Source organism: Pseudomonas sp. 478 (assembly GCF_003254125.1).
Classification (GTDB): Bacteria; Pseudomonadota; Gammaproteobacteria; order Pseudomonadales; family Pseudomonadaceae; genus Aquipseudomonas.
The window spans coordinates 496,993-514,325 of sequence record NZ_QKZG01000003.1; the positions used below are offsets into that span (position 1 = coordinate 496,993).

16 protein-coding genes are annotated in these 17,333 nt (G+C 60.1%); 10 read left to right on the top strand and 6 right to left on the bottom strand.

Translation table 11 applies throughout. From position 1 onward, the window contains the following. Nucleotides 1–99 precede the first annotated feature (99 nt). The 4 genes from rfbC to DFS28_RS09135 all read left to right on the top strand — a co-directional run bounded on the left by rfbC (nt 100) and on the right by DFS28_RS09135 (nt 4,443). On the top strand, nt 100–645 hold the full coding sequence (gene rfbC, locus DFS28_RS09120) for a dTDP-4-dehydrorhamnose 3,5-epimerase (RefSeq protein ID WP_111449454.1): 546 nt from the start codon (nt 100–102) through the stop codon (nt 643–645). Nucleotides 646–750: 105 nt separating this feature from the next. Then, nucleotides 751–2,559 carry an ATP-binding protein gene (locus DFS28_RS09125; RefSeq protein ID WP_111449455.1) on the top strand — a complete coding sequence of 603 codons (1,809 nt, stop codon included), beginning with the start codon at nt 751–753 and terminating at the stop codon, nt 2,557–2,559. Beyond that, nucleotides 2,556–3,947, top strand: coding sequence for a sigma-54 dependent transcriptional regulator (locus DFS28_RS09130; protein WP_111449456.1), 1,392 nt, complete (start codon nt 2,556–2,558; stop codon nt 3,945–3,947). The genes DFS28_RS09125 and DFS28_RS09130 overlap by 4 nt, the downstream gene beginning before the upstream one ends. Nucleotides 3,948–3,987: 40 nt before the next feature. Beyond that, nucleotides 3,988–4,443 (top strand): YiiD C-terminal domain-containing protein, encoded by a 456-nt coding sequence (locus DFS28_RS09135; protein ID WP_111449457.1) that lies wholly within the window; start codon nt 3,988–3,990, stop codon nt 4,441–4,443. Between the two features lie 195 nt (nt 4,444–4,638). Here the strand turns inward: DFS28_RS09135 and cysQ are convergent, their stop codons facing one another. Continuing rightward, nucleotides 4,639–5,466, bottom strand: a complete 828-nt coding sequence (gene cysQ, locus DFS28_RS09140; RefSeq protein WP_111449458.1) for a 3'(2'),5'-bisphosphate nucleotidase CysQ — start codon at nt 5,464–5,466, stop codon at nt 4,639–4,641. Beyond that, the gene (gene nudE / locus DFS28_RS09145; protein WP_111449459.1) at nt 5,463–6,029 is read right to left on the bottom strand and encodes an ADP compounds hydrolase NudE; all 567 of its coding nucleotides are present in this window, start codon (nt 6,027–6,029) and stop codon (nt 5,463–5,465) included. The genes cysQ and nudE overlap by 4 nt, the downstream gene beginning before the upstream one ends. Nucleotides 6,030–6,118: 89 nt before the next feature. Between nudE and yrfG the strand changes: the two genes are divergently transcribed. Then, nucleotides 6,119–6,781: a GMP/IMP nucleotidase gene (gene yrfG, locus DFS28_RS09150; RefSeq protein WP_111449460.1), complete on the top strand. Its 663-nt coding sequence runs from the start codon at nt 6,119–6,121 to the stop codon at nt 6,779–6,781. A gap of 125 nt (nt 6,782–6,906) precedes the next feature. Here yrfG and lysM read toward each other — a convergent pair whose 3' ends face one another. Then, nucleotides 6,907–7,347: a peptidoglycan-binding protein LysM gene (lysM, locus tag DFS28_RS09155; protein WP_111449461.1), complete on the bottom strand. Its 441-nt coding sequence runs from the start codon at nt 7,345–7,347 to the stop codon at nt 6,907–6,909. Between the two features lie 136 nt (nt 7,348–7,483). Between lysM and DFS28_RS09160 the strand changes: the two genes are divergently transcribed. From DFS28_RS09160 to DFS28_RS09175, 4 genes are all read left to right on the top strand, one after another. Then, on the top strand, nt 7,484–8,371 hold the full coding sequence (locus DFS28_RS09160; RefSeq protein WP_111449462.1) for a LysR family transcriptional regulator: 888 nt from the start codon (nt 7,484–7,486) through the stop codon (nt 8,369–8,371). Nucleotides 8,372–8,465: 94 nt separating this feature from the next. Next, nucleotides 8,466–9,305: a formate dehydrogenase accessory sulfurtransferase FdhD gene (gene fdhD, locus DFS28_RS09165; protein ID WP_111449463.1), complete on the top strand. Its 840-nt coding sequence runs from the start codon at nt 8,466–8,468 to the stop codon at nt 9,303–9,305. Further along, nucleotides 9,302–11,650 carry an FdhF/YdeP family oxidoreductase gene (locus tag DFS28_RS09170; protein ID WP_111449464.1) on the top strand — a complete coding sequence of 783 codons (2,349 nt, stop codon included), beginning with the start codon at nt 9,302–9,304 and terminating at the stop codon, nt 11,648–11,650. Before fdhD ends, DFS28_RS09170 begins: the two co-directional genes overlap by 4 nt. Before the next feature lie 331 nt (nt 11,651–11,981). After that, nucleotides 11,982–12,470 carry a glycine zipper domain-containing protein gene (locus tag DFS28_RS09175; RefSeq protein WP_111449465.1) on the top strand — a complete coding sequence of 163 codons (489 nt, stop codon included), beginning with the start codon at nt 11,982–11,984 and terminating at the stop codon, nt 12,468–12,470. 69 nt (nt 12,471–12,539) lie between these two features. On the opposite strand, the gene DFS28_RS09180 is transcribed toward DFS28_RS09175, so the two are convergent. The 3 genes from DFS28_RS09180 to DFS28_RS09190 form a co-directional block, all read right to left on the bottom strand. Continuing rightward, nucleotides 12,540–12,959 carry a thioesterase family protein gene (locus tag DFS28_RS09180; protein WP_111449466.1) on the bottom strand — a complete coding sequence of 140 codons (420 nt, stop codon included), beginning with the start codon at nt 12,957–12,959 and terminating at the stop codon, nt 12,540–12,542. Nucleotides 12,960–13,101: 142 nt separating this feature from the next. Continuing rightward, entirely contained in the window at nt 13,102–14,328 is a 1,227-nt protein-coding gene (locus tag DFS28_RS09185) for a 3-hydroxyacyl-CoA dehydrogenase (protein WP_111449467.1), read from the bottom strand. A gap of 225 nt (nt 14,329–14,553) precedes the next feature. Further along, complete coding sequence (locus tag DFS28_RS09190; RefSeq protein ID WP_111449468.1) at nt 14,554–16,488, bottom strand: ATP-dependent DNA helicase RecQ; 1,935 nt, start codon at nt 16,486–16,488, stop codon at nt 14,554–14,556. A 494-nt stretch (nt 16,489–16,982) separates the two neighbouring features. Between DFS28_RS09190 and DFS28_RS09195 the strand changes: the two genes are divergently transcribed. Next, nucleotides 16,983–17,246, top strand: coding sequence for a hypothetical protein (locus DFS28_RS09195; protein WP_074872576.1), 264 nt, complete (start codon nt 16,983–16,985; stop codon nt 17,244–17,246). Nucleotides 17,247–17,333 lie beyond the last annotated feature (87 nt).

Consider the following 17,333-nt stretch of genomic DNA (forward strand, 5'->3'; position numbering starts at 1 on the left):
ACAAATCAGTTAACTGATCAGAAAAAAATCACTCCACTCGCGCCAGCCGCCACTTTGCGCAAGAATGACGCCCATCACGCCTATTGCTGGAGAAAGACCATGAAAGTAGTCACCACCGACCTGCCCGGTGTTCTGATCATCGAACCCAAGGTATTTGGTGACGAGCGTGGTTTCTTCTATGAAAGCTTCAATGCCAAGGCTTTCAAAGAAGCGACGGGCCTGGAGACGAATTTCGTTCAAGACAATCATTCCCGCTCGCAAAAAGGCGTACTGCGCGGCCTGCATTACCAGCTGGAAAACACTCAAGGCAAACTGGTTCGGGTCACCGTCGGTGAAGTACTCGACGTGACCGTGGACATTCGCCGCAGCTCGCCCCATTTCGGCAAATGGGTGGCTGTGCGTCTGTCCGCCGAGAACCATCGCCAACTCTGGGTCCCGGAGGGTTTCGCCCACGGTTTCGTGGTGCTGAGCGACTTCGCCGAATTTCTCTACAAAACCACCGACTACTACACCCCGTCCGCCGAGCGCAGCATTCGCTGGGATGACCCAGACCTGGCCATTGATTGGCAACTGGACGAAGTACCACAACTGTCCGGCAAAGATCAGGCCGCGGCGTTTTTCAAGGATGCTGACGTCTTTTCCTGAAACACCGTCTGAATCTTCACCACGCAAGCATCCTGACCCACGGCGCGCAGACTACGCCCGCAAGCCTAGGCATAATGCGCCTGTACCCACAGGCGCTCGATGCTCATGACTCCGACCCTTCCCCGCAGACCCCGCTGGCGCAGCCTGGCCCTGCTCGCGCTGTGCCTGGCACCGTTGCTGTGGCCGCTGGAGCATCTGGCCGAGCGCTACTACCGCAGCGAACTGGCCGGGCAGAACCGTCAGACCCTCGACCTTTACGTCGCCAACCTGCTGGGCACCCTGCACCGCTATGAAGTGTTGCCGCAGATCCTCGGCGATCTACCGGCCCTGCGAGCCGTCCTCGGTGCGCCCGACGATGGCGTCACCCAGGGCAACGCCAATCGCTTGTTGAAAAACATCAGCGCCCAGACCGGCGCCGAAGTCATGTACCTGATGGACACCACGGGCAAGACCCTGGCCGCGTCCAACTGGGACAAACACGACAGTTTCGTCGGGCGTAATTTTTCCTTCCGGCCGTATTTCAGCGAAGCCATGGCCGGGCGGCTTGGGCGCTTTTTCGGTTTGGGCACAACATCGGCCAAGCGCGGCTATTTCTTCGCCGCCGCCGTGCGTAACGGCGAAAAGATCATCGGCGTGCTGGTGGTCAAGGTCGACCTGGACCACACCGAAAGCCTCTGGGGCAAAACCCCGGAACAACTGCTGCTGACCGACCATAACGGCGTGGTCATTCTCACGTCGCGGCCCGAGTGGCGATTCCGCTCGACCCGCCCGTTGGGCGAAGAAGAAAGCAAGGCTATTACTGCGATTCAACCTTATCCGACCCGTGATCCCAAACCCTTGCGGCTCAACCCCAACGCCTGGCTGACACAAACCCAGTCCATCGCAGAAACCGGTTGGAACGTCAGCATCCTCGCCCCACGTACTTTGATCGATCGCCCGGTACGCACGGTCGTCGCCATCGGCGGCGCGACGTTGTTGGTGTTGATGTTGCTGCTGGGGCTGATGATGCAGCGCCGCCGTCATTACCTTGATCGAATCGCCTTCGAAGCCAAGGCCCGTCGCGAGCTGGAAGGCCGGGTAGCCGAGCGGACCAGCGACCTCGAAGGCCTCAACCGTCGACTGAAACAGGAAGTGCTGGAACGCGAACAGGCCCAGCAAGAGCTGGTTCGCGCTCAGGATGATCTGGTGCAGGCCGGCAAACTGTCGGCCCTTGGCACCATGTCGGCGAGCATCAGCCACGAATTGAATCAACCGCTGGCGGCGATCCGCAGCTACGCAGAAAACGCCGAAGTGCTGCTCGATCATCAGCGCACTGAAGATGCACGCGGCAACCTCAAGTTGATCAGCGAACTGACCGGGCGCATGGCGTCGATCATCGCCCACCTGCGCGCCTTCGCCCGGCGCGATCGCCACGCCCCGGAAAGCGTCGCCCTGCAACCGGCGCTGGACGATGCGCTGGCGCTGCTGGCCAAGCGTCGACGCAGCATGGAAGTCGAGCTGATCCGCGATTTGCCGGCCGCCACCCTGTGGGTCGAGGCCGGGGAAACCCGTCTGCGTCAGGTGCTCGGCAATCTGCTGGCCAACGCCTTGGACGCCCTGACGGAAAAAGGCCCGCCGCGTAAGCTCTGGTTGAGTGCCCAATCGACTGCCGACGGCGTCAATCTGTACATTCGCGACAATGGCCCCGGGTTCTGCCTGGAGGCACTTGGCCGCGCCAGCGAGCCCTTCTACACCACCAAGACCCGCACTCAGGGGCTTGGGTTAGGGCTGGCGATTTGCGAAACCCTGATGCGCGCCTTCGGCGGTGAACTGTCGTTCTCCAACCACAAGGAAGGTGGCGCCCTGATTACCCTGAAGCTGCGTGCAGGCGCACCGGGTGTGAGCCTGCAACCGTCCGAGGACCGAAGTGCATGACCATCGAGAACCGCATCCAGGTCGTGTTGATCGACGACGATCCGCACCTGCGTCAGGCCCTGAGCCAGACTCTGGATCTCGCTGGCCTGAAAATCCTGCCACTGGCCGAAGCCAAGGGCCTGGCGGCGCAACTGGAACGCGACTGGCCCGGCGTGGTGGTCAGTGACATCCGCATGCCGGGCATGGACGGTCTCGAACTGCTGACTGAACTGCATGCCCAGGACCCGGAACTGCCGGTGCTGCTGATCACCGGTCACGGCGATGTGCCGCTGGCCGTGCAAGCCATGCGCGCCGGGGCTTATGACTTTCTGGAAAAACCCTTTGCCAGCGACGCCCTGCTCGACAGCGTGCGCCGCGCCCTGGCCCTGCGCCGGCTGGTGCTGGACAACCGCAGCCTGCGTCTGGCCCTGAGCGATCGCAATGAGCTGAGCGCCCGACTGGTCGGGCAATCGGCGCCGATGCTGCGCCTGCGCGAGCAGATCGGTGCATTGGCGGCGACCAAGGCCGATGTGCTGATTCTCGGCGAAACCGGTGCCGGTAAAGAAGTTGTCGCACGTGCATTGCACGATCTGTCGAGCCGTCGAAACGGTCCGTTCGTGGCGATCAATGCCGGCGCCCTCGCCGAGTCGGTAGTAGAAAGCGAGCTGTTCGGCCACGAGCCAGGCGCCTTTACCGGCGCGCAAAAGCGGCGCATCGGCAAGTTCGAATTCGCCAATGGCGGCACGTTGTTTCTTGATGAAATCGAAAGCATGAGCCTGGATGTGCAGGTGAAATTGCTGCGTTTGCTGCAAGAGCGGGTCGTCGAGCGCTTGGGCGGTAATCAGCTGATCCCGCTGGACATCCGCATCATCGCTGCGACCAAGGAAGACCTGCGTCAATCCGCCGATCAGGGCCGCTTCCGTGCCGACTTGTATTACCGCCTGAACGTCGCACCGCTGCGTATTCCGCCGCTGCGTGAACGCGGCGAAGATGCGCTGATGCTGTTCCAGCATTTCGCCGACGAAGCCAGCGCTCGACACGGTCTGCCACCCCACGAGTTGCAACCGGGACAACGCGCCCTGCTGCTGCGCCACACCTGGCCAGGCAACGTGCGGGAATTACAGAACGCCGCCGAACGCTTTGCCCTGGGCCTGGAATTGGCCCTGGACAATAGCCCAGCGGATGGCGCTGTCGGCATGACGGTCGAGGTGGTCAGTGGCGGTCTCAGTGAACAAGTGGAAAACTTCGAGAAAAGCTTGATCGCCGCCGAACTGGCGCGTTCTCACAGCTCGGTGCGCAGCCTCGCCGAAGCCCTTGGCATCCCACGCAAGACCTTGCACGACAAACTGCGCAAGCACGGGCTGAACTTCGCCGACGGTGGCAGCATCCACACCGACGAACCCGATTGAGCTACCGTCCAATCATCATCTTCAAACAAGAGATCCATGCATGAGCCGCGACAGCCGTCATCTGGAATCAGTTCTCCATCGCGACATTCCCCTGACGCGGGACATGGGCCTCAAAGTGCTCGATTGGCACGACCAGCAACTGCGCCTGCACTTGCCGCTGGAGGCCAACGTCAATCACAAAAGCACGATGTTTGGCGGCAGCCTGTATTGCGGCGCGGTGCTGGCCGGTTGGGGCTGGCTGCATTTGCGTTTGCGTGAAGAAGGAGTTGAAGGCGGGCACATCGTGATTCAGGAAGGGCAGATCAGCTACCCGCTGCCGGTGACCATGGACGCGACAGCGATTTGCCATGCACCGAGTGCGGCGGTGTGGAAGAAGTTTTTAGCGATGTATGGGCGGTATGGACGGGCGCGGTTGACGCTGCATTCGCGGATCGTCAATGCCGACAGTGATGACGATGCGGTGACGTTTACGGGGCAGTACGTACTGCATCGGTAGGGCTTAAGAACCACCCCTCACCCTAACCCTCTCCCCGGAGGGTAGAGGGGACTGACCGAGGTGTATTTTTGAGCTACATCGACCTGAAAGTCCGAGTCGAACTCAGGTTTTGAAAAGCGTGGAGATCGGCTCCCTTTCCCCCTCTCCCCTATGGGGAGAGGGCTGGGGTGAGGGGTGGCTCTTGAATCCGAACGATCAGCTCCGAGCCAACGCCAGCAGTTTTTCGCGCCACGCAGCCTTCGCCGGCAGCGCCAGGAAAAACGCATTCAACAACGATTCCCGCGCCGGATAACTGAACGGCGCACCGCTCAAATCCAGCACTTCACCACCCGCCCCTTCCAGCACGCCTTGCGCAGCCGCCGTGTCCCACTGCGAAGTCGGCGCCAACCGCGGATAACAATCCGCCGCCCCTTCCGCCAACAAACAGAACTTCAACGAACTGCCGATGTTAGCCAATTGCAGTTCACCCAGACTGGCGCTCAACCCGGCCAGCAGGCGCTCCTGCTCAGGACTGGAATGCCGACGACTGGCAACCACGGTAAACGCTTCACCCTCAGCAGGAACCTCGCGAACCTGAATCGGCAAAGGCTGCGCGTCTTTATCGCCACGCCACGCGCCCAGACCCGCACCACCGACGTAGAAGCGCCCGTTGGTCGGCATCGACACCACGCCAAACACCACACGCCCCTGCTCGATCAGCGCGATGTTGACGGTAAATTCTTCGCTACCGGAGATGAACTCCTTGGTCCCGTCCAGCGGGTCCACCAGCCACCAACGCTGCCACCCGGCGCGCACGCTCTGGGGAATGTTGGCGTCTTCTTCGGACAGCACCGGGATGCTCGGGTCCAGCGCCGTCAGCCCGGCCAGGATCAGATGATGAGCAGCCAGGTCAGCCGCCGTCACCGGGGAATCGTCAGCCTTGGCGGTCACAGCCGTACCGATGCGCCAGAACGGAAGTATTGCTTCGCCAGCCTTCAGCGCCAGTTCAACAACAGGCGCCATCAACGGATGGGGGAAAATCATGGCTGGAACACTCCACGCTGAGTCAGCAGATCACGGGCCAGATACAGTGCTGCCAATGCCCGGCCCTCGGTGAATCGCGGGTTCTGGGCCAGAGCCGACAACTCACGCAGGTTGATTTTGTCCACGCCCATCGGCTCGGGCTCATCGCCTTCAAGGCTTTCTTCGTACAGATCAGTGGCCAACACCACCTGGATCTTCTGGCTCATGTAACCGGGGGACAACGACAACTCAGTCAAATGCTCCAGTTGCCGCGCGCCGTACCCGGCCTCTTCCTTGAGCTCCCGCTCGGCCGCCGCCAGCACGTCCTCGCCCGGCTCGATCAAGCCTTTGGGCAAGGACAGCTCGTATTCATCGGTGCCGCCGCAATACTCTTCAACCAGCACCGCGTGGTCCGCATCCAGCATCGCCACGATCATCACCGCGCCATAACCGACGCCCTTGCCCACCAGTCGCTCATACGTGCGCTCCACGCCATTGGAAAAGCGCAACTTCAGCTCTTCGACGCAGAACAAACGGCTGGTGGCGACGATCTCGCGGGCGAGGACGGTGGGTTTCTGGCGCATGAGCGGCTCCTTGGCGATAGCGCGTTACTATACCCGGCCTATCCTGATTGTTTACGTCGGATATCTTTTTTACCGCTGGAGAAGTTTTTATGTCCCTGCTGCCCTGGCGCGACATCGACACCGTTCTGCTGGATATGGACGGCACGCTGCTGGACCTGCATTACGACAACCATTTCTGGATGGAGCACCTGCCCCAGCGTTACGCCGAATTGCACGGGGTGAGCCGGGCGATGGCCGAGATGGAATTGCAGCCGTTGTTCGAACGCAACGCCGGCCAGTTGCAGTGGTATTGCCTGGATTTCTGGAGTGCCGAGCTCAAGTTGCCGGTGCGCGAACTGAAACTGGAAACCGCGCATTTGATTGCCCTGCGTCCGGACGCGGACACCTTTCTGGCCGCCATCAAACGGGCCGGCAAGCGTGTGGTGCTGATCACCAATGCGCATCGCGATTCGCTGTCATTGAAACTGGAAAGAATCGAGCTGGCGCCGTACTTCGAGCGGTTGATCAGCTCGCATGATTACGGTTTCGCCAAGGAAAACCCGCAATTCTGGGATGCCTTGCAAGCGGACATCGGTTTTGATCCGGCGCGCAGTCTGTTTATCGACGATACGTTGCCGATCCTGCGTAGCGCGCGGAATTTTGGGGTGGCGCATCTGTTGGCCGTGAGTGAGCCGGACAGCCGTAAAGGGCCGAAGGACACGGCGGAGTTTGCGGCGGTTGGGGATTATCGGGAGTTGATTGCCGGGCTTTAGACCGAGTCGCCTGCTTCGCGAGCAAGCCCGCTCCCACAGGATCTATGTCGTTCGCATCCATCGTGGACGACACAGATCCTGTGGGAGCGGGCTTGCTCGCGAAGGCCATCACACAGCCTTGAGACTTACTCAGGAATCCGCAACGACTGCCCCGGATAGATCTTGTCCGGGTGAGTCAGCATCGGCTTGTTGGCCTCGAAGATTTTGTTGTACTTGTTGGCATCGCCGTACTCAGCCTTGGCAATCGCGCTGAGGGTGTCGCCCTTTTTAACGGTGACGAACCGCGCCGCCTGAGCAACCGGGCCCGTTACGGTGATCTGGTCATCCACACTACCGACACCGGCAATATTGCCCACCGCCAGCAGGATTTTTTCCTTCTCTTCCTGACTGCCGACTTCGCCGGTCACGGTGACTTTGTCGCCATCCACCGTCGCCTGCACATTCGGGTTACCCAGGCCGACCTTGCTGATGTGTTCTTTCAACTGCTCGCTGGCATTGGCGTTGCCTGGCGTCAGCAAGTCGATAAGTTTTTCGCCTGCTTCTTTCACGAAGCTAAAAATACTCATGGTGCGCTCTCCTTGGGTTTTGGGTTCCAGACGCAAAAGACTAGACCAAGGCTGTTACCTGCGGTTCCAACCCGACCAATGACGCCGCTTCCCCCCAAGCGCTAGAATCCGAGCCTTCCCGCGCCCTGGAGCGAAGATGGACATCAAGCAACTTAAATTCCTCATCGCCCTCGATGAAACCCGACATTTCGGCCAGGCCGCTGCGCGTTGTCACATCACCCAGCCGACCCTGTCCATGCGCCTGCGCAGCCTCGAAGAAGAACTCGAGTTGCCGCTGGTCAATCGCGGTCAGCGCTTCGAGGGTTTCACCGCACCGGGTGAACGGGTGCTGGCGTGGGCGCGCACCGTGTTGGCGGCCTACGACGGCTTGCAGGCCGAGGCGGCGGCCTGTCGCGGCAACCTGGTCGGTACGTTGCGTCTGGGCGTGGTGCCGCTGTCGAGCTTCGATCCGTTGCCGCTGATGCAACGCCTGCACGCCGAACACCCGAACCTGCGCTTCGAACTCTCGGCCCTGAGCTCCGAGCAGATCCTCGAACAACTGGCGAACAATCGCCTGGATCTGGGCGTGTCGTACCTGGAGCGGCTGGACGGCGAACGCTTCGATTCCCTGGCATTCAGCGAAACCCGCATGGGCCTGCTCTACGATCAGCGCTTCTTCAGTTTCGGCGAGGCGCCGCTGAGTTGGGAATCGCTGATCGAACTGCCGCTGGGCATGCTCAGCAGCGGCATGCATTTTCGGCAGTCCATCGACCACAACTTCCACAGTCGCGGCCTCACCCCGCAGCCGTTGCTGCAAACCGATGCCGTCCACCAATTGTTACAAGCGGTGCACGGTGGATTCTGCTGCGCCGTGATGCCGCTGGACGGTGGCCTGGAAAAACTCACCGATCATTTGCGCCTGCACCCCATCGAAAATGCTCAAACCCTTGCCCGGCTGGGGCTGATCATGCGTCGCAGCGCCCCGCGTTCGGCGCTCGCGGAAGCCTGTTTCGCGATATTTCAGCAATCGCTGCCGAGCTCTTGATCGATGCCATCTATCGGTAGATCAGTATTAGCGATTAGACGCGACAAGTTGACACGCCTAGGCTTAAAGCAGCCTAAACCGTCGGTGATACCTCATGAACGCCAAGCGCCCTGCCTGCGCGGCGCCAGCCCTCGAAACGCCAGCGCCCGCCGCAAGCCAGACATACAGATACTGCGACCTTCAAGACACCGAATCGGCCAGCACCGCGCTGGCCGAAGAAGTCGCGTTGGCGATCGCTTATAACGGCATCAGTCAGGCGGTCATGCTGGTGACGCCGACGGACCTTGAAGACTTCATCGTCGGCTTCAGCCTCGGCAGCGGCATCATCGAAGACGCTTGCGACATTTATGACCTGCAACTCAGCGGCTCGGGTTCAGCGCAATACGCCCAAGTGACCATCGCCAACCGCGCTTTCTGGAACCTCAAGCAACAGCGTCGGCAAATGGCTGGCACCAGCGGTTGCGGGCTCTGCGGCGTGGAAGCGGTGGAGCAGGCATTGCCAGACCTCAAGGTGTTGCCCGGCGCACCCTTGCCGCCCGCCGAATGGCTGGATGGCTTGCGTCAGCGCATCGGTGCGTTCCAGCCTCTTGGCCAGTACTCCGGCGCGGTGCACGCCGCCGTGTTCATGAACAGTCAGGGCCAATTACTGCTGGGTCGCGAAGACATCGGCCGACACAATGCCCTCGATAAACTGATTGGCGGACTGATCCGTCAGAAGATCCCGACCACCGGCGGGCTGGTGATTGTCACCAGCCGTTGCAGTCTCGAACTGATCCAGAAAGTGTTGCGCGCAGGTATCCAGACCCTGGTCAGCCTGTCGTCGCCCACGGGCCTTGCCGTGCAATGGGCCCGTCGCCACAACCTCAATCTCATCCACCTGCCGCAGAAAAGTGCGCCGCGGGTCTACAGCCCCGCGACGGAGAACCCAGCGTGAGTCAACATCAACAAGCCGACCAGAAACCCGTTCCGCGTTATAAGCCCTACAAAGGTCCAGCCGGTGGCTGGGGCGCGTTGGCCAGCGTTGCCCGGGCCTGGTTGACCAGCGACAACGCGCTGAAAAACCTGCGCATGATGCTCAAAACCAACAAAAACGGCGGGTTCGACTGCCCCGGTTGTGCCTGGGGCGATTCCAATGAAGCCGGCATGGTGGCGTTCTGCGAGAACGGCGCCAAAGCAGTGAACTGGGAAGCGACCAAACGCCGTGTCGACGGTGCGTTCTTTGCCAAACACAGCGTCAGTTCGTTGCTGGATCAAAGCGACTACTGGCTGGAATATCAGGGCCGTCTGACCGAGCCATTAAGCTATGACGCCGAAACCGATCGCTACAAGCCGATCAGCTGGGACGCTGCGTTCTCCTTGATCGCCAAACATTTGCAGGGCCTGTCGAGCCCGAATCAGGCCGAGTTCTACACCTCGGGCCGCGCCAGCAACGAAGCGGCGTACCTGTATCAATTGTTCGTGCGTGCCTACGGCACCAATAACTTCCCCGATTGCTCGAACATGTGCCACGAGGCCAGCGGTGTGGCCATGGCGCAAAGTGTCGGCGTCGGCAAAGGCACCGTCACCTTCGACGACTTCGAACACGCCGACGCGATTTTTGTCTGGGGTCAGAACCCTGGCACCAACCATCCGCGGATGCTCGAACCGTTGCGCGAAGCGGTGAAACGCGGCGCTCAGGTGGTGTGCATCAACCCTTTGAAGGAGCGTGGCCTGGAACGCTTCCAGCACCCGCAACACGCGATCGAAATGCTCACCAACAGCGACAAACCGACCAACACCGCGTACTTCCGTCCGGCATTGGGCGGCGACATGGCGATCATGCGCGGCATGGCCAAGTTCCTGCTGCAGTGGGAGCGTGACGCACAGAAGGAGGGTGAGCTTGCCGTATTCGACCACGACTTCCTCAATGAACACAGTGTCAACGTGCTGGAATACCTGGGCATCGTCGACGACACCTCGTGGGAGCAGATCGTCGAACAATCCGGACTGACGCTGGTTGAAATCGAGCAAGCGGCGCGGATGTACGCCAAAGGCAAGAACGTGATCATGTGCTGGGCGATGGGCATCACCCAGCATCGCCATTCGGTGGCGACCATCCAGGAAATCGCCAACCTGATGTTGCTGCGCGGCAACATCGGTCGGCCCGGCGCCGGTCTGTGCCCGGTGCGCGGCCACAGTAACGTGCAGGGCGACCGGACCATGGGCATCAACGAGCGTCCGCCGGTGGCGTTCCTCGATTCCCTGGAGCGTCGCTTCAAGTTCAAGGTGCCGCGTGAAAACGGTCACAACGTGGTCGAGGCGATCCATGCCATGGCCGATGGCCGCGCGAAAGTCTTTATCGGTCTGGGCGGCAACTTCGCCCAAGCCACCCCGGACAGCTCACGGACGTTCCAGGCCCTGAGCAACTGTGACCTGACCGTGCAAATCAGCACCAAGCTCAACCGCAGTCATCTGGCCCACGGTAAAGAGGCGCTGATCCTGCCGTGCCTGGGCCGCACCGATATCGACATCCAGACCGAAGGCCCGCAAGCGGTGACCGTCGAAGACTCGTTCAGCATGGTTCACGCCTCCAACGGCCAGTTGCAGCCGCTGTCGAAGCAGATGCGCTCGGAGCCCGCGATCATCGCCGGCATCGCCGCCGCGACCTTGGGCAGCGAACCGGTGGACTGGAACTGGCTGGTAGCCGATTACCGGCGCATCCGCGACCTGATCGCCGACACCATTGTGGGTTTCAAGGACTTCAACGAGAAGATCCAGAACCCGGGCGGGTTCTACCTCGGCAGCAGCGCCGGTGCTCGCCGCTGGAATACCGCGTCGGGGCGCGCCAATTTCCGTCCGAACGTCCTGCCTAAAGATCTGGTGCACGAACGCACGCGCGCCACCGGCGTATTGCCGGACCTGATCATGCAGTCGATGCGCTCTCACGATCAGTACAACACCACGATTTATGGGCTTGATGACCGCTATCGCGGCGTGAAAGGTCAGCGTGATGTGTTGTTCGTCAATGAAGCCGACATCATTCGCCTGGGGTTCAAGCCGGGGCAGAAGGCTGACATCGTTTCGATCTGGGATGACGGCCGTGAGCGTCGGGTGAAGGGCTTTACGCTGCTGGCGTTTGATATCCCTGCCGGGCAAGCGGCGGCTTATTACCCGGAAGTGAATCCGCTGGTGCCGCTGGAGAGCATCGGGGATGGCAGCCATACGCCGACATCGAAGTTTGTGGCGATCCGGTTGGAAGCGGCGAGTGAAACCGGACTCATCATGGCCAAGTCGGCCTGACGCAGCGTCTGATCTACCGCAATCGCGAGCAGGCTCGCTCCCACATTTGATCTGTGTCGTACACAAATCCACTGTGGGAGCGAGCCTGCTCGCGATTGCGGTGGAACATTCAACGAATCTTCCACTCACTTTCCAAACGCCCACAAAAAAGGCCGTTTTGCATGAAAACGGCCTATCCGAAGTAGCTAAAGACCGGCGAAAAACACTTAAGTTCCAGCTAAAAAACAGTAACTTATAGAAATGTGCTCAAGTCGTGTTACTCGTCGGATTTCGATTGTCAGGACCATGACACGGCCTCAGGATCGCGCCGTCATCCCCTTGAGGTTCCTCTATGAAGTTCTCCTCGATTCTCTTGTTGTCCCTTGGCCTGGTCAGTGGCTTCGCTTCTGCTGGCGGCACCACCGAAGCAGGTGTGGGCGGCGCATTGGGCGGGGTTCTGGGCTCGGTCGTCGGTCAGTCATTAGGCGGCAGTACAGGTTCCACCATTGGCGCGGCCCTGGGCGGCGCGGGTGGTAGCGCAGTTGGCGCAGACAAACACAGCCGTGGCGAAGCCGCCATTGGTGGTGCGTTGGGCGCAGCAGGCGGTAACGTGGTTGGCCGCAGCATGGGCGGCACCACCGGCAGCCTGATCGGCTCCGCAGCAGGCGGCGGCGTCGGTGGCGCGCTGGGCAATCACATGGGCAACAGTAGCAATGACGATGATGATGACCGTCGTTCTTATCGTGGCGACCGTGGTGATCGTGGCTACTACCGTGACGACCATCCTGGGCGCGGTCATGCCTATGGCCACCGCAAGCATCACCATCGCTATCGCGACTGAGGCTTCAATCGCCTGATTTGCCGATGTATCAAAAAATCGCAGCCCAAGGGCTGCGATTTTTTTCGCCCGTCAAACCGCCAACCGCTGAAGCGCCCCGCGCAACCCGGCAGGAATCGCCACCGGCTGATTCGATGTCCGATCCACAAACACATGCACAAAGCGCCCTGCCGCGCAGGCTTCGTCTTCCCCGGCCTTGAACACCGCCAGCTCGTATTGCACCGAACTGTTGCCCAACTTGCCCACCCGCAAACCGATTTCGATCCGGTCAGGGAAGGCAATGGAAGCGAAGTAATCGCAGGCCGAACTCACCACAAAGCCAACGACTTCGCCGTCATGGATATCCAGACCACCGACTTCGATCAGGTAGGTGTTCACTGCCGTGTCGAAGAAGCTGTAATAGGTGACGTTGTTGACGTGACCATAGGCGTCGTTATCGTGCCAGCGGGTGGTGATGGGTTGGAAGTGGGGATAGTCGGTGCGTTGGGACATCAATGCGGTCCTTTCATGATCGTTCCCACGCTCTGCGTGGGAATGCAGCCCGTGACGCTCTGCGTCACATTCAGGAGCGGACGCAGAGCGTCCATGGAGGCGTTCCCACGCAGAGCTTTGGGAACGATCAGCATTATGAAGTCTACCGATCCGCAAACCCTTTACCCACCGCCGCCAACTCCCCGATCAACCGCGCCGGGTTCCACTGATCACCCTGCTTCGTCTCAAGCGCGAGCAACCGCTGGTGAATATCCGCCAGCCCTTGTTGATCCGCCCAGGCCATCGGCCCGCCCTTGTCCGCCGGGAAGCCGTAACCATTGAGGTACACCAGATCGATGTCGTGCGCCGATTCGGCAATCCCTTCCTGAAGGATCTTCGCCCCTTCATTGACCAGTGCCAGCAAGCAGCGCTCCAGAATCTCCTCGGGGCTTATCTCGCGTCGCTGGAACCCTAGTTCTTCGCTGACCTTCAGCACCAGCGCATCGACTTCAACGTCGTGCTCAGCCTGGCGACTGCCCGGCTCATAGTGGTAATAGCCATTGCCACTCTTTTGACCGAAACGACCCAATTCGCACAGACGATTGTCCACCTGAACTTCGGGCGCATCTTGCCCAATGCCGGCCAACTGCCGAGCGCGCCACTCCAGATCGATGCCGACCACGTCGTACATGCGGAACGGCCCCATGGCAAAGCCAAAACCTTGCAGCACCGCATCGACTTGATAGGGATAAGCGCCTTCGAGCAACATCTTGCGCGCTTCGAGCACATACGGATGCAGCATGCGGTTGCCGATGAAACCATGGCAGTTGCCCGACACCACGCTGACCTTCCCCATGCGCTTGCCCAGTGCCAGAGCCGCCTCAAGCACCACCGGAAAAGTCTGGGCACCGCGAACGATTTCCAGCAGTTTCATGATGTGCGCCGGGCTGAAGAAGTGCAGGCCCAGGACCTGTTGCGGACGGCGAGTAGCCGCAGCGATGGCATCGATATCCAGCGCCGAGGTATTGCTGGCCAGAATGGCTTCAGGTTTGAGCAGACCGTCCAGTTCACGGAAGATTTTCTGCTTGAGTTCGAGGTTTTCGTACACCGCTTCGATCACCAGATCGACCTCGCGGATCGCCGCATAGTCAGCAGCCGCCGTTACCCGTGCCAGGCGAGCGTCCGCCTCGGCCTGATCGATCCGTCCCTGACGCACGCTGTGGGCGTAGGTGTCCGCCACGCTCGCCAGCGCCTGTTCAAGCATCTGTGGGTTGTTATCGACCCACTGCACCGGGACGCCGGCGTTAGCCAGGCACATGACAATGCCACGGCCCATGGTGCCTGCGCCAATGACGGCGGCGCGCTGAATAGTGAACGGTGTCTGGCTCATGGTTATTCTCTTGTTGGCGATCCAAAGACAGCCTTCACCATAGTCAGCCACCGCGCGTTTTTGAAATTTATTCCTGTGATGAGCGACATTCAGCGGATGGATGACCGCCCACTTGATCGTTCCCACGCTCCGCGTGGGAATGCAGCCCGGGACGCTCCGCGTCCCCTTCTAAAGCCGAACGCAGAGCGTCCGTTGAGGCATTCCCGCGCAGAGCGTGGGAATGATCTAGCGTGGCAAATGCGCCTCGGCCCACGTCCGGACTTCGGCATACGGATAGTCCTCCAGCGCCGCAAACCCGGGAATCGACCGTGCCTTGAGCTTGGTGAACAGCGGCACGCCGATGCCGCATAAAAACCGTGTCACGCGTTCCGCCGATGGAGTGTTGCCGGTGTACTGCGCGTGCCTGTGGATAAAATCACCACACAACGCCTCGAAATTTTTATCCACAAGCGCCGGTAATTCCGGTGGCGTCGGCAACCGCGCCACATCCCCATGACACACCGAACAATGCCCGCACTGCTGCGGCGCATTTTCATCGCCGAAGTACTCGGCCAAGCGATAACCCAGGCAATGGTCCGTGGCGAACAGATCCAGCATGGCGTGAATCCGCGCAATCTCGGTTTGTTCATGGCGGGTGAAGTAGGCGTGTAACTCTTCGCTCAAGGCTTGGGCATCAAAGTCGGTTTGCAGCAGGCTGTAGACCTCGGTCATCTGCTTGCTTTCGAGCTCGACCCAGCCCTTTTCCTGGAAATAATCCAGCGCCTTCACCACGCGATTACGCTCGGCCTGATGCTGCTCATACAGGGCATCGAAATTCACCGTGGCCCAGGTCCGTGCGCGGCTCGAGGTCTGGATGATCGCCGCGACGAAGTCTTTGCGCTCACCCTCGAAGCGGGCCAGCAACGCCTCGGGTTCCTGCAAGTATTTGAAGCGGTATTCAGCGTAATAGGCGTAACGCGGCGCAATGATTGCGCGCAGTTCCAACTGCACCAGCAAGGTCTTGAGCGGCAATTGGCGGATGTTGCTGTGGTCCGCCAACGGCCCCAACAGAAACTCCCACTGCCCCTCGGGCACGGCGGCCTGCAACTCGTCGAGCACATGGCGGATGCCATCCAGCTCAGGCGTGTCGCCGTAGACGAAGTTTTCCAGCACGTTGAGGCTGTCGCGGTTGGCCAATACCAGGCAATCGGACGGCTGCCCATCACGCCCGGCGCGGCCGATTTCCTGGCTGTAGTTTTCGATGGATTTGGGCAGGTCGAAATGCACCACGTTGCGGATGTCGCTCTTATCGATGCCCATGCCGAAAGCAATGGTGGCGACGATGCAATTGGACTGCCCGCCCATAAAGCGCTTTTGAATGCCTTCCCGTTGTTCGTGGGGCAAACCGGCGTGATACGCCTCGGCCTGTATGCCGTTGCGCCCCAGGTGTTCGGCGATGTACTCAGCAGTTTTCTGCAACGTGACGTAAACGATGCTCGGCTGGTCGGGACGTTCGCTCATCCATTCGACCAGGCGTCGGCGTTTATCCTGCCCGCGCACCGGTTCCACTAACAGATTGAGGTTCGGCCGATAGAAACCGGTGGTCACCACATCGTCGGGGGCGATGCCGAACTTGGCCTCCATGTCGGCGATCACTTTGGGTGTCGCGGTGGCGGTCAGTAGCAGCGCCTGAGGGATGTTGAACTGGCGCTGATAGTCGGGAAGCTTGAGGTAATCGGGGCGGAAATTGTGGCCCCATTCCGAGATGCAGTGCGCCTCATCCACCACCAGCAACGAGATGGGCACTTGCTGCAAGAAATTGCGGAAACGCTCGTTCTTTAGGCGCTCCACGGAAATCATCAAAATCTTCAACTCGCCGGACTTGGCCCGAGCCATCACATCGCTGGCGTCATCGCGGCTCTGGGCCGAATCGATACTGCCCGCCGCAATGCCGTGGCGCTGCAGGAACGCCAGTTGATCCTGCATCAACGCCAGCAGCGGCGAGACCACCAGCGTCAGGTGCGGCAGCAGCAAGGCGGATAATTGATAACACAGGGACTTGCCCGAGCCGGTGGGGAAAATCGCCGCCGCCGAACGCCCGGCCAACACCGCGCTGACCGCCGCTTCCTGGCCGGGCCGAAACTGTGGATAACCGAAAACCTGTTCCAGGGTGTTGTGCATAAGCTGTCACTCCGTTGACCGCTGCGAAGCCCAAAGCCTAGCCGGCAAACGCAGCGAGTCGAGAAAAGGTCGGGGACCAAAACGATACGGGATGATACAGCTTCGAACGATCGTCAGCAGTCGATGAGGCTACGGCTTCGCACGCGAGGGCAGAAGGGTTCGCCGAGGCCACACGTAGCCATTGCATACCTAATTCCCGTTAAGCGTTGGGCGGACATTTGGAAACGTCCTACTGATTCTGGCGCGCACCCTACAGAGGTTTGATGGGTTGGGCCTGACAACCCCGTAGGAAATCTGCCGTGTAAGGGTTCGGGCGTAAAAAACCTTGGGAAACACGTAGGTTCGGTCCGAAAAGGCAGGTAAACCCCCTACAAAACCTGTCCATCGAAGCCGTATTGCCGCGCTGCGTCGCCACCTTCATAGTTTGCGGCGCGGCTGAAATCAGGGTGTCGGCTGCCGGCGAGATTGCCCGAATTCCTATAGGACTGACCTCAATGCAAGACCGCTATCGTCCCCTCAAAACCAGCTACAGCGAAACGCCCGTCCTCGTCATCGACACCACGGCCAGCACTGGCGCCGTCCTCGACGCCGCACACCAACGTCTGCGCGCGGCCAGCGATTTGCTCGAAACGCTTTATTGCCTGTGCTTCAAACAGGCCGATGTTAAAGACATCCCTCATATCGTGAATGCGCTTTATTTATTAACGCAGGATGGTTGCGAACTACTAGAAGTTGCCAAACAAAGAATAGGGCACTAAAACTTCTAACACACACTACAACCCCGGTAACAACTAACCACTTCATTATTTAAATAACTCAAACTAGCCTGTACGCTCTTAAACCAA

Bases quoted from the DNA above. Each gene is read 5' to 3' on its own strand.
- rfbC (WP_111449454.1), top strand. From the start codon at position 100: ATGAAAGTAGTCACCACCGACCTGCCCGGTGTTCTGATCATCGAACCC.
- DFS28_RS09125 (WP_111449455.1), top strand. From the start codon at position 751: ATGACTCCGACCCTTCCCCGCAGACCCCGCTGGCGCAGCCTGGCCCTG.
- DFS28_RS09130 (WP_111449456.1), top strand. From the start codon at position 2,556: ATGACCATCGAGAACCGCATCCAGGTCGTGTTGATCGACGACGATCCG.
- DFS28_RS09135 (WP_111449457.1), top strand. From the start codon at position 3,988: ATGAGCCGCGACAGCCGTCATCTGGAATCAGTTCTCCATCGCGACATT.
- cysQ (WP_111449458.1), bottom strand. From the start codon at position 5,466: ATGATTTTCCCCCATCCGTTGATGGCGCCTGTTGTTGAACTGGCGCTG.
- nudE (WP_111449459.1), bottom strand. From the start codon at position 6,029: ATGCGCCAGAAACCCACCGTCCTCGCCCGCGAGATCGTCGCCACCAGC.
- yrfG (WP_111449460.1), top strand. From the start codon at position 6,119: ATGTCCCTGCTGCCCTGGCGCGACATCGACACCGTTCTGCTGGATATG.
- lysM (WP_111449461.1), bottom strand. From the start codon at position 7,347: ATGAGTATTTTTAGCTTCGTGAAAGAAGCAGGCGAAAAACTTATCGAC.
- DFS28_RS09160 (WP_111449462.1), top strand. From the start codon at position 7,484: ATGGACATCAAGCAACTTAAATTCCTCATCGCCCTCGATGAAACCCGA.
- fdhD (WP_111449463.1), top strand. From the start codon at position 8,466: ATGAACGCCAAGCGCCCTGCCTGCGCGGCGCCAGCCCTCGAAACGCCA.
- DFS28_RS09175 (WP_111449465.1), top strand. From the start codon at position 11,982: ATGAAGTTCTCCTCGATTCTCTTGTTGTCCCTTGGCCTGGTCAGTGGC.
- DFS28_RS09180 (WP_111449466.1), bottom strand. From the start codon at position 12,959: ATGTCCCAACGCACCGACTATCCCCACTTCCAACCCATCACCACCCGC.
- DFS28_RS09185 (WP_111449467.1), bottom strand. From the start codon at position 14,328: ATGAGCCAGACACCGTTCACTATTCAGCGCGCCGCCGTCATTGGCGCA.
- DFS28_RS09190 (WP_111449468.1), bottom strand. From the start codon at position 16,488: ATGCACAACACCCTGGAACAGGTTTTCGGTTATCCACAGTTTCGGCCC.
- DFS28_RS09195 (WP_074872576.1), top strand. From the start codon at position 16,983: ATGCAAGACCGCTATCGTCCCCTCAAAACCAGCTACAGCGAAACGCCC.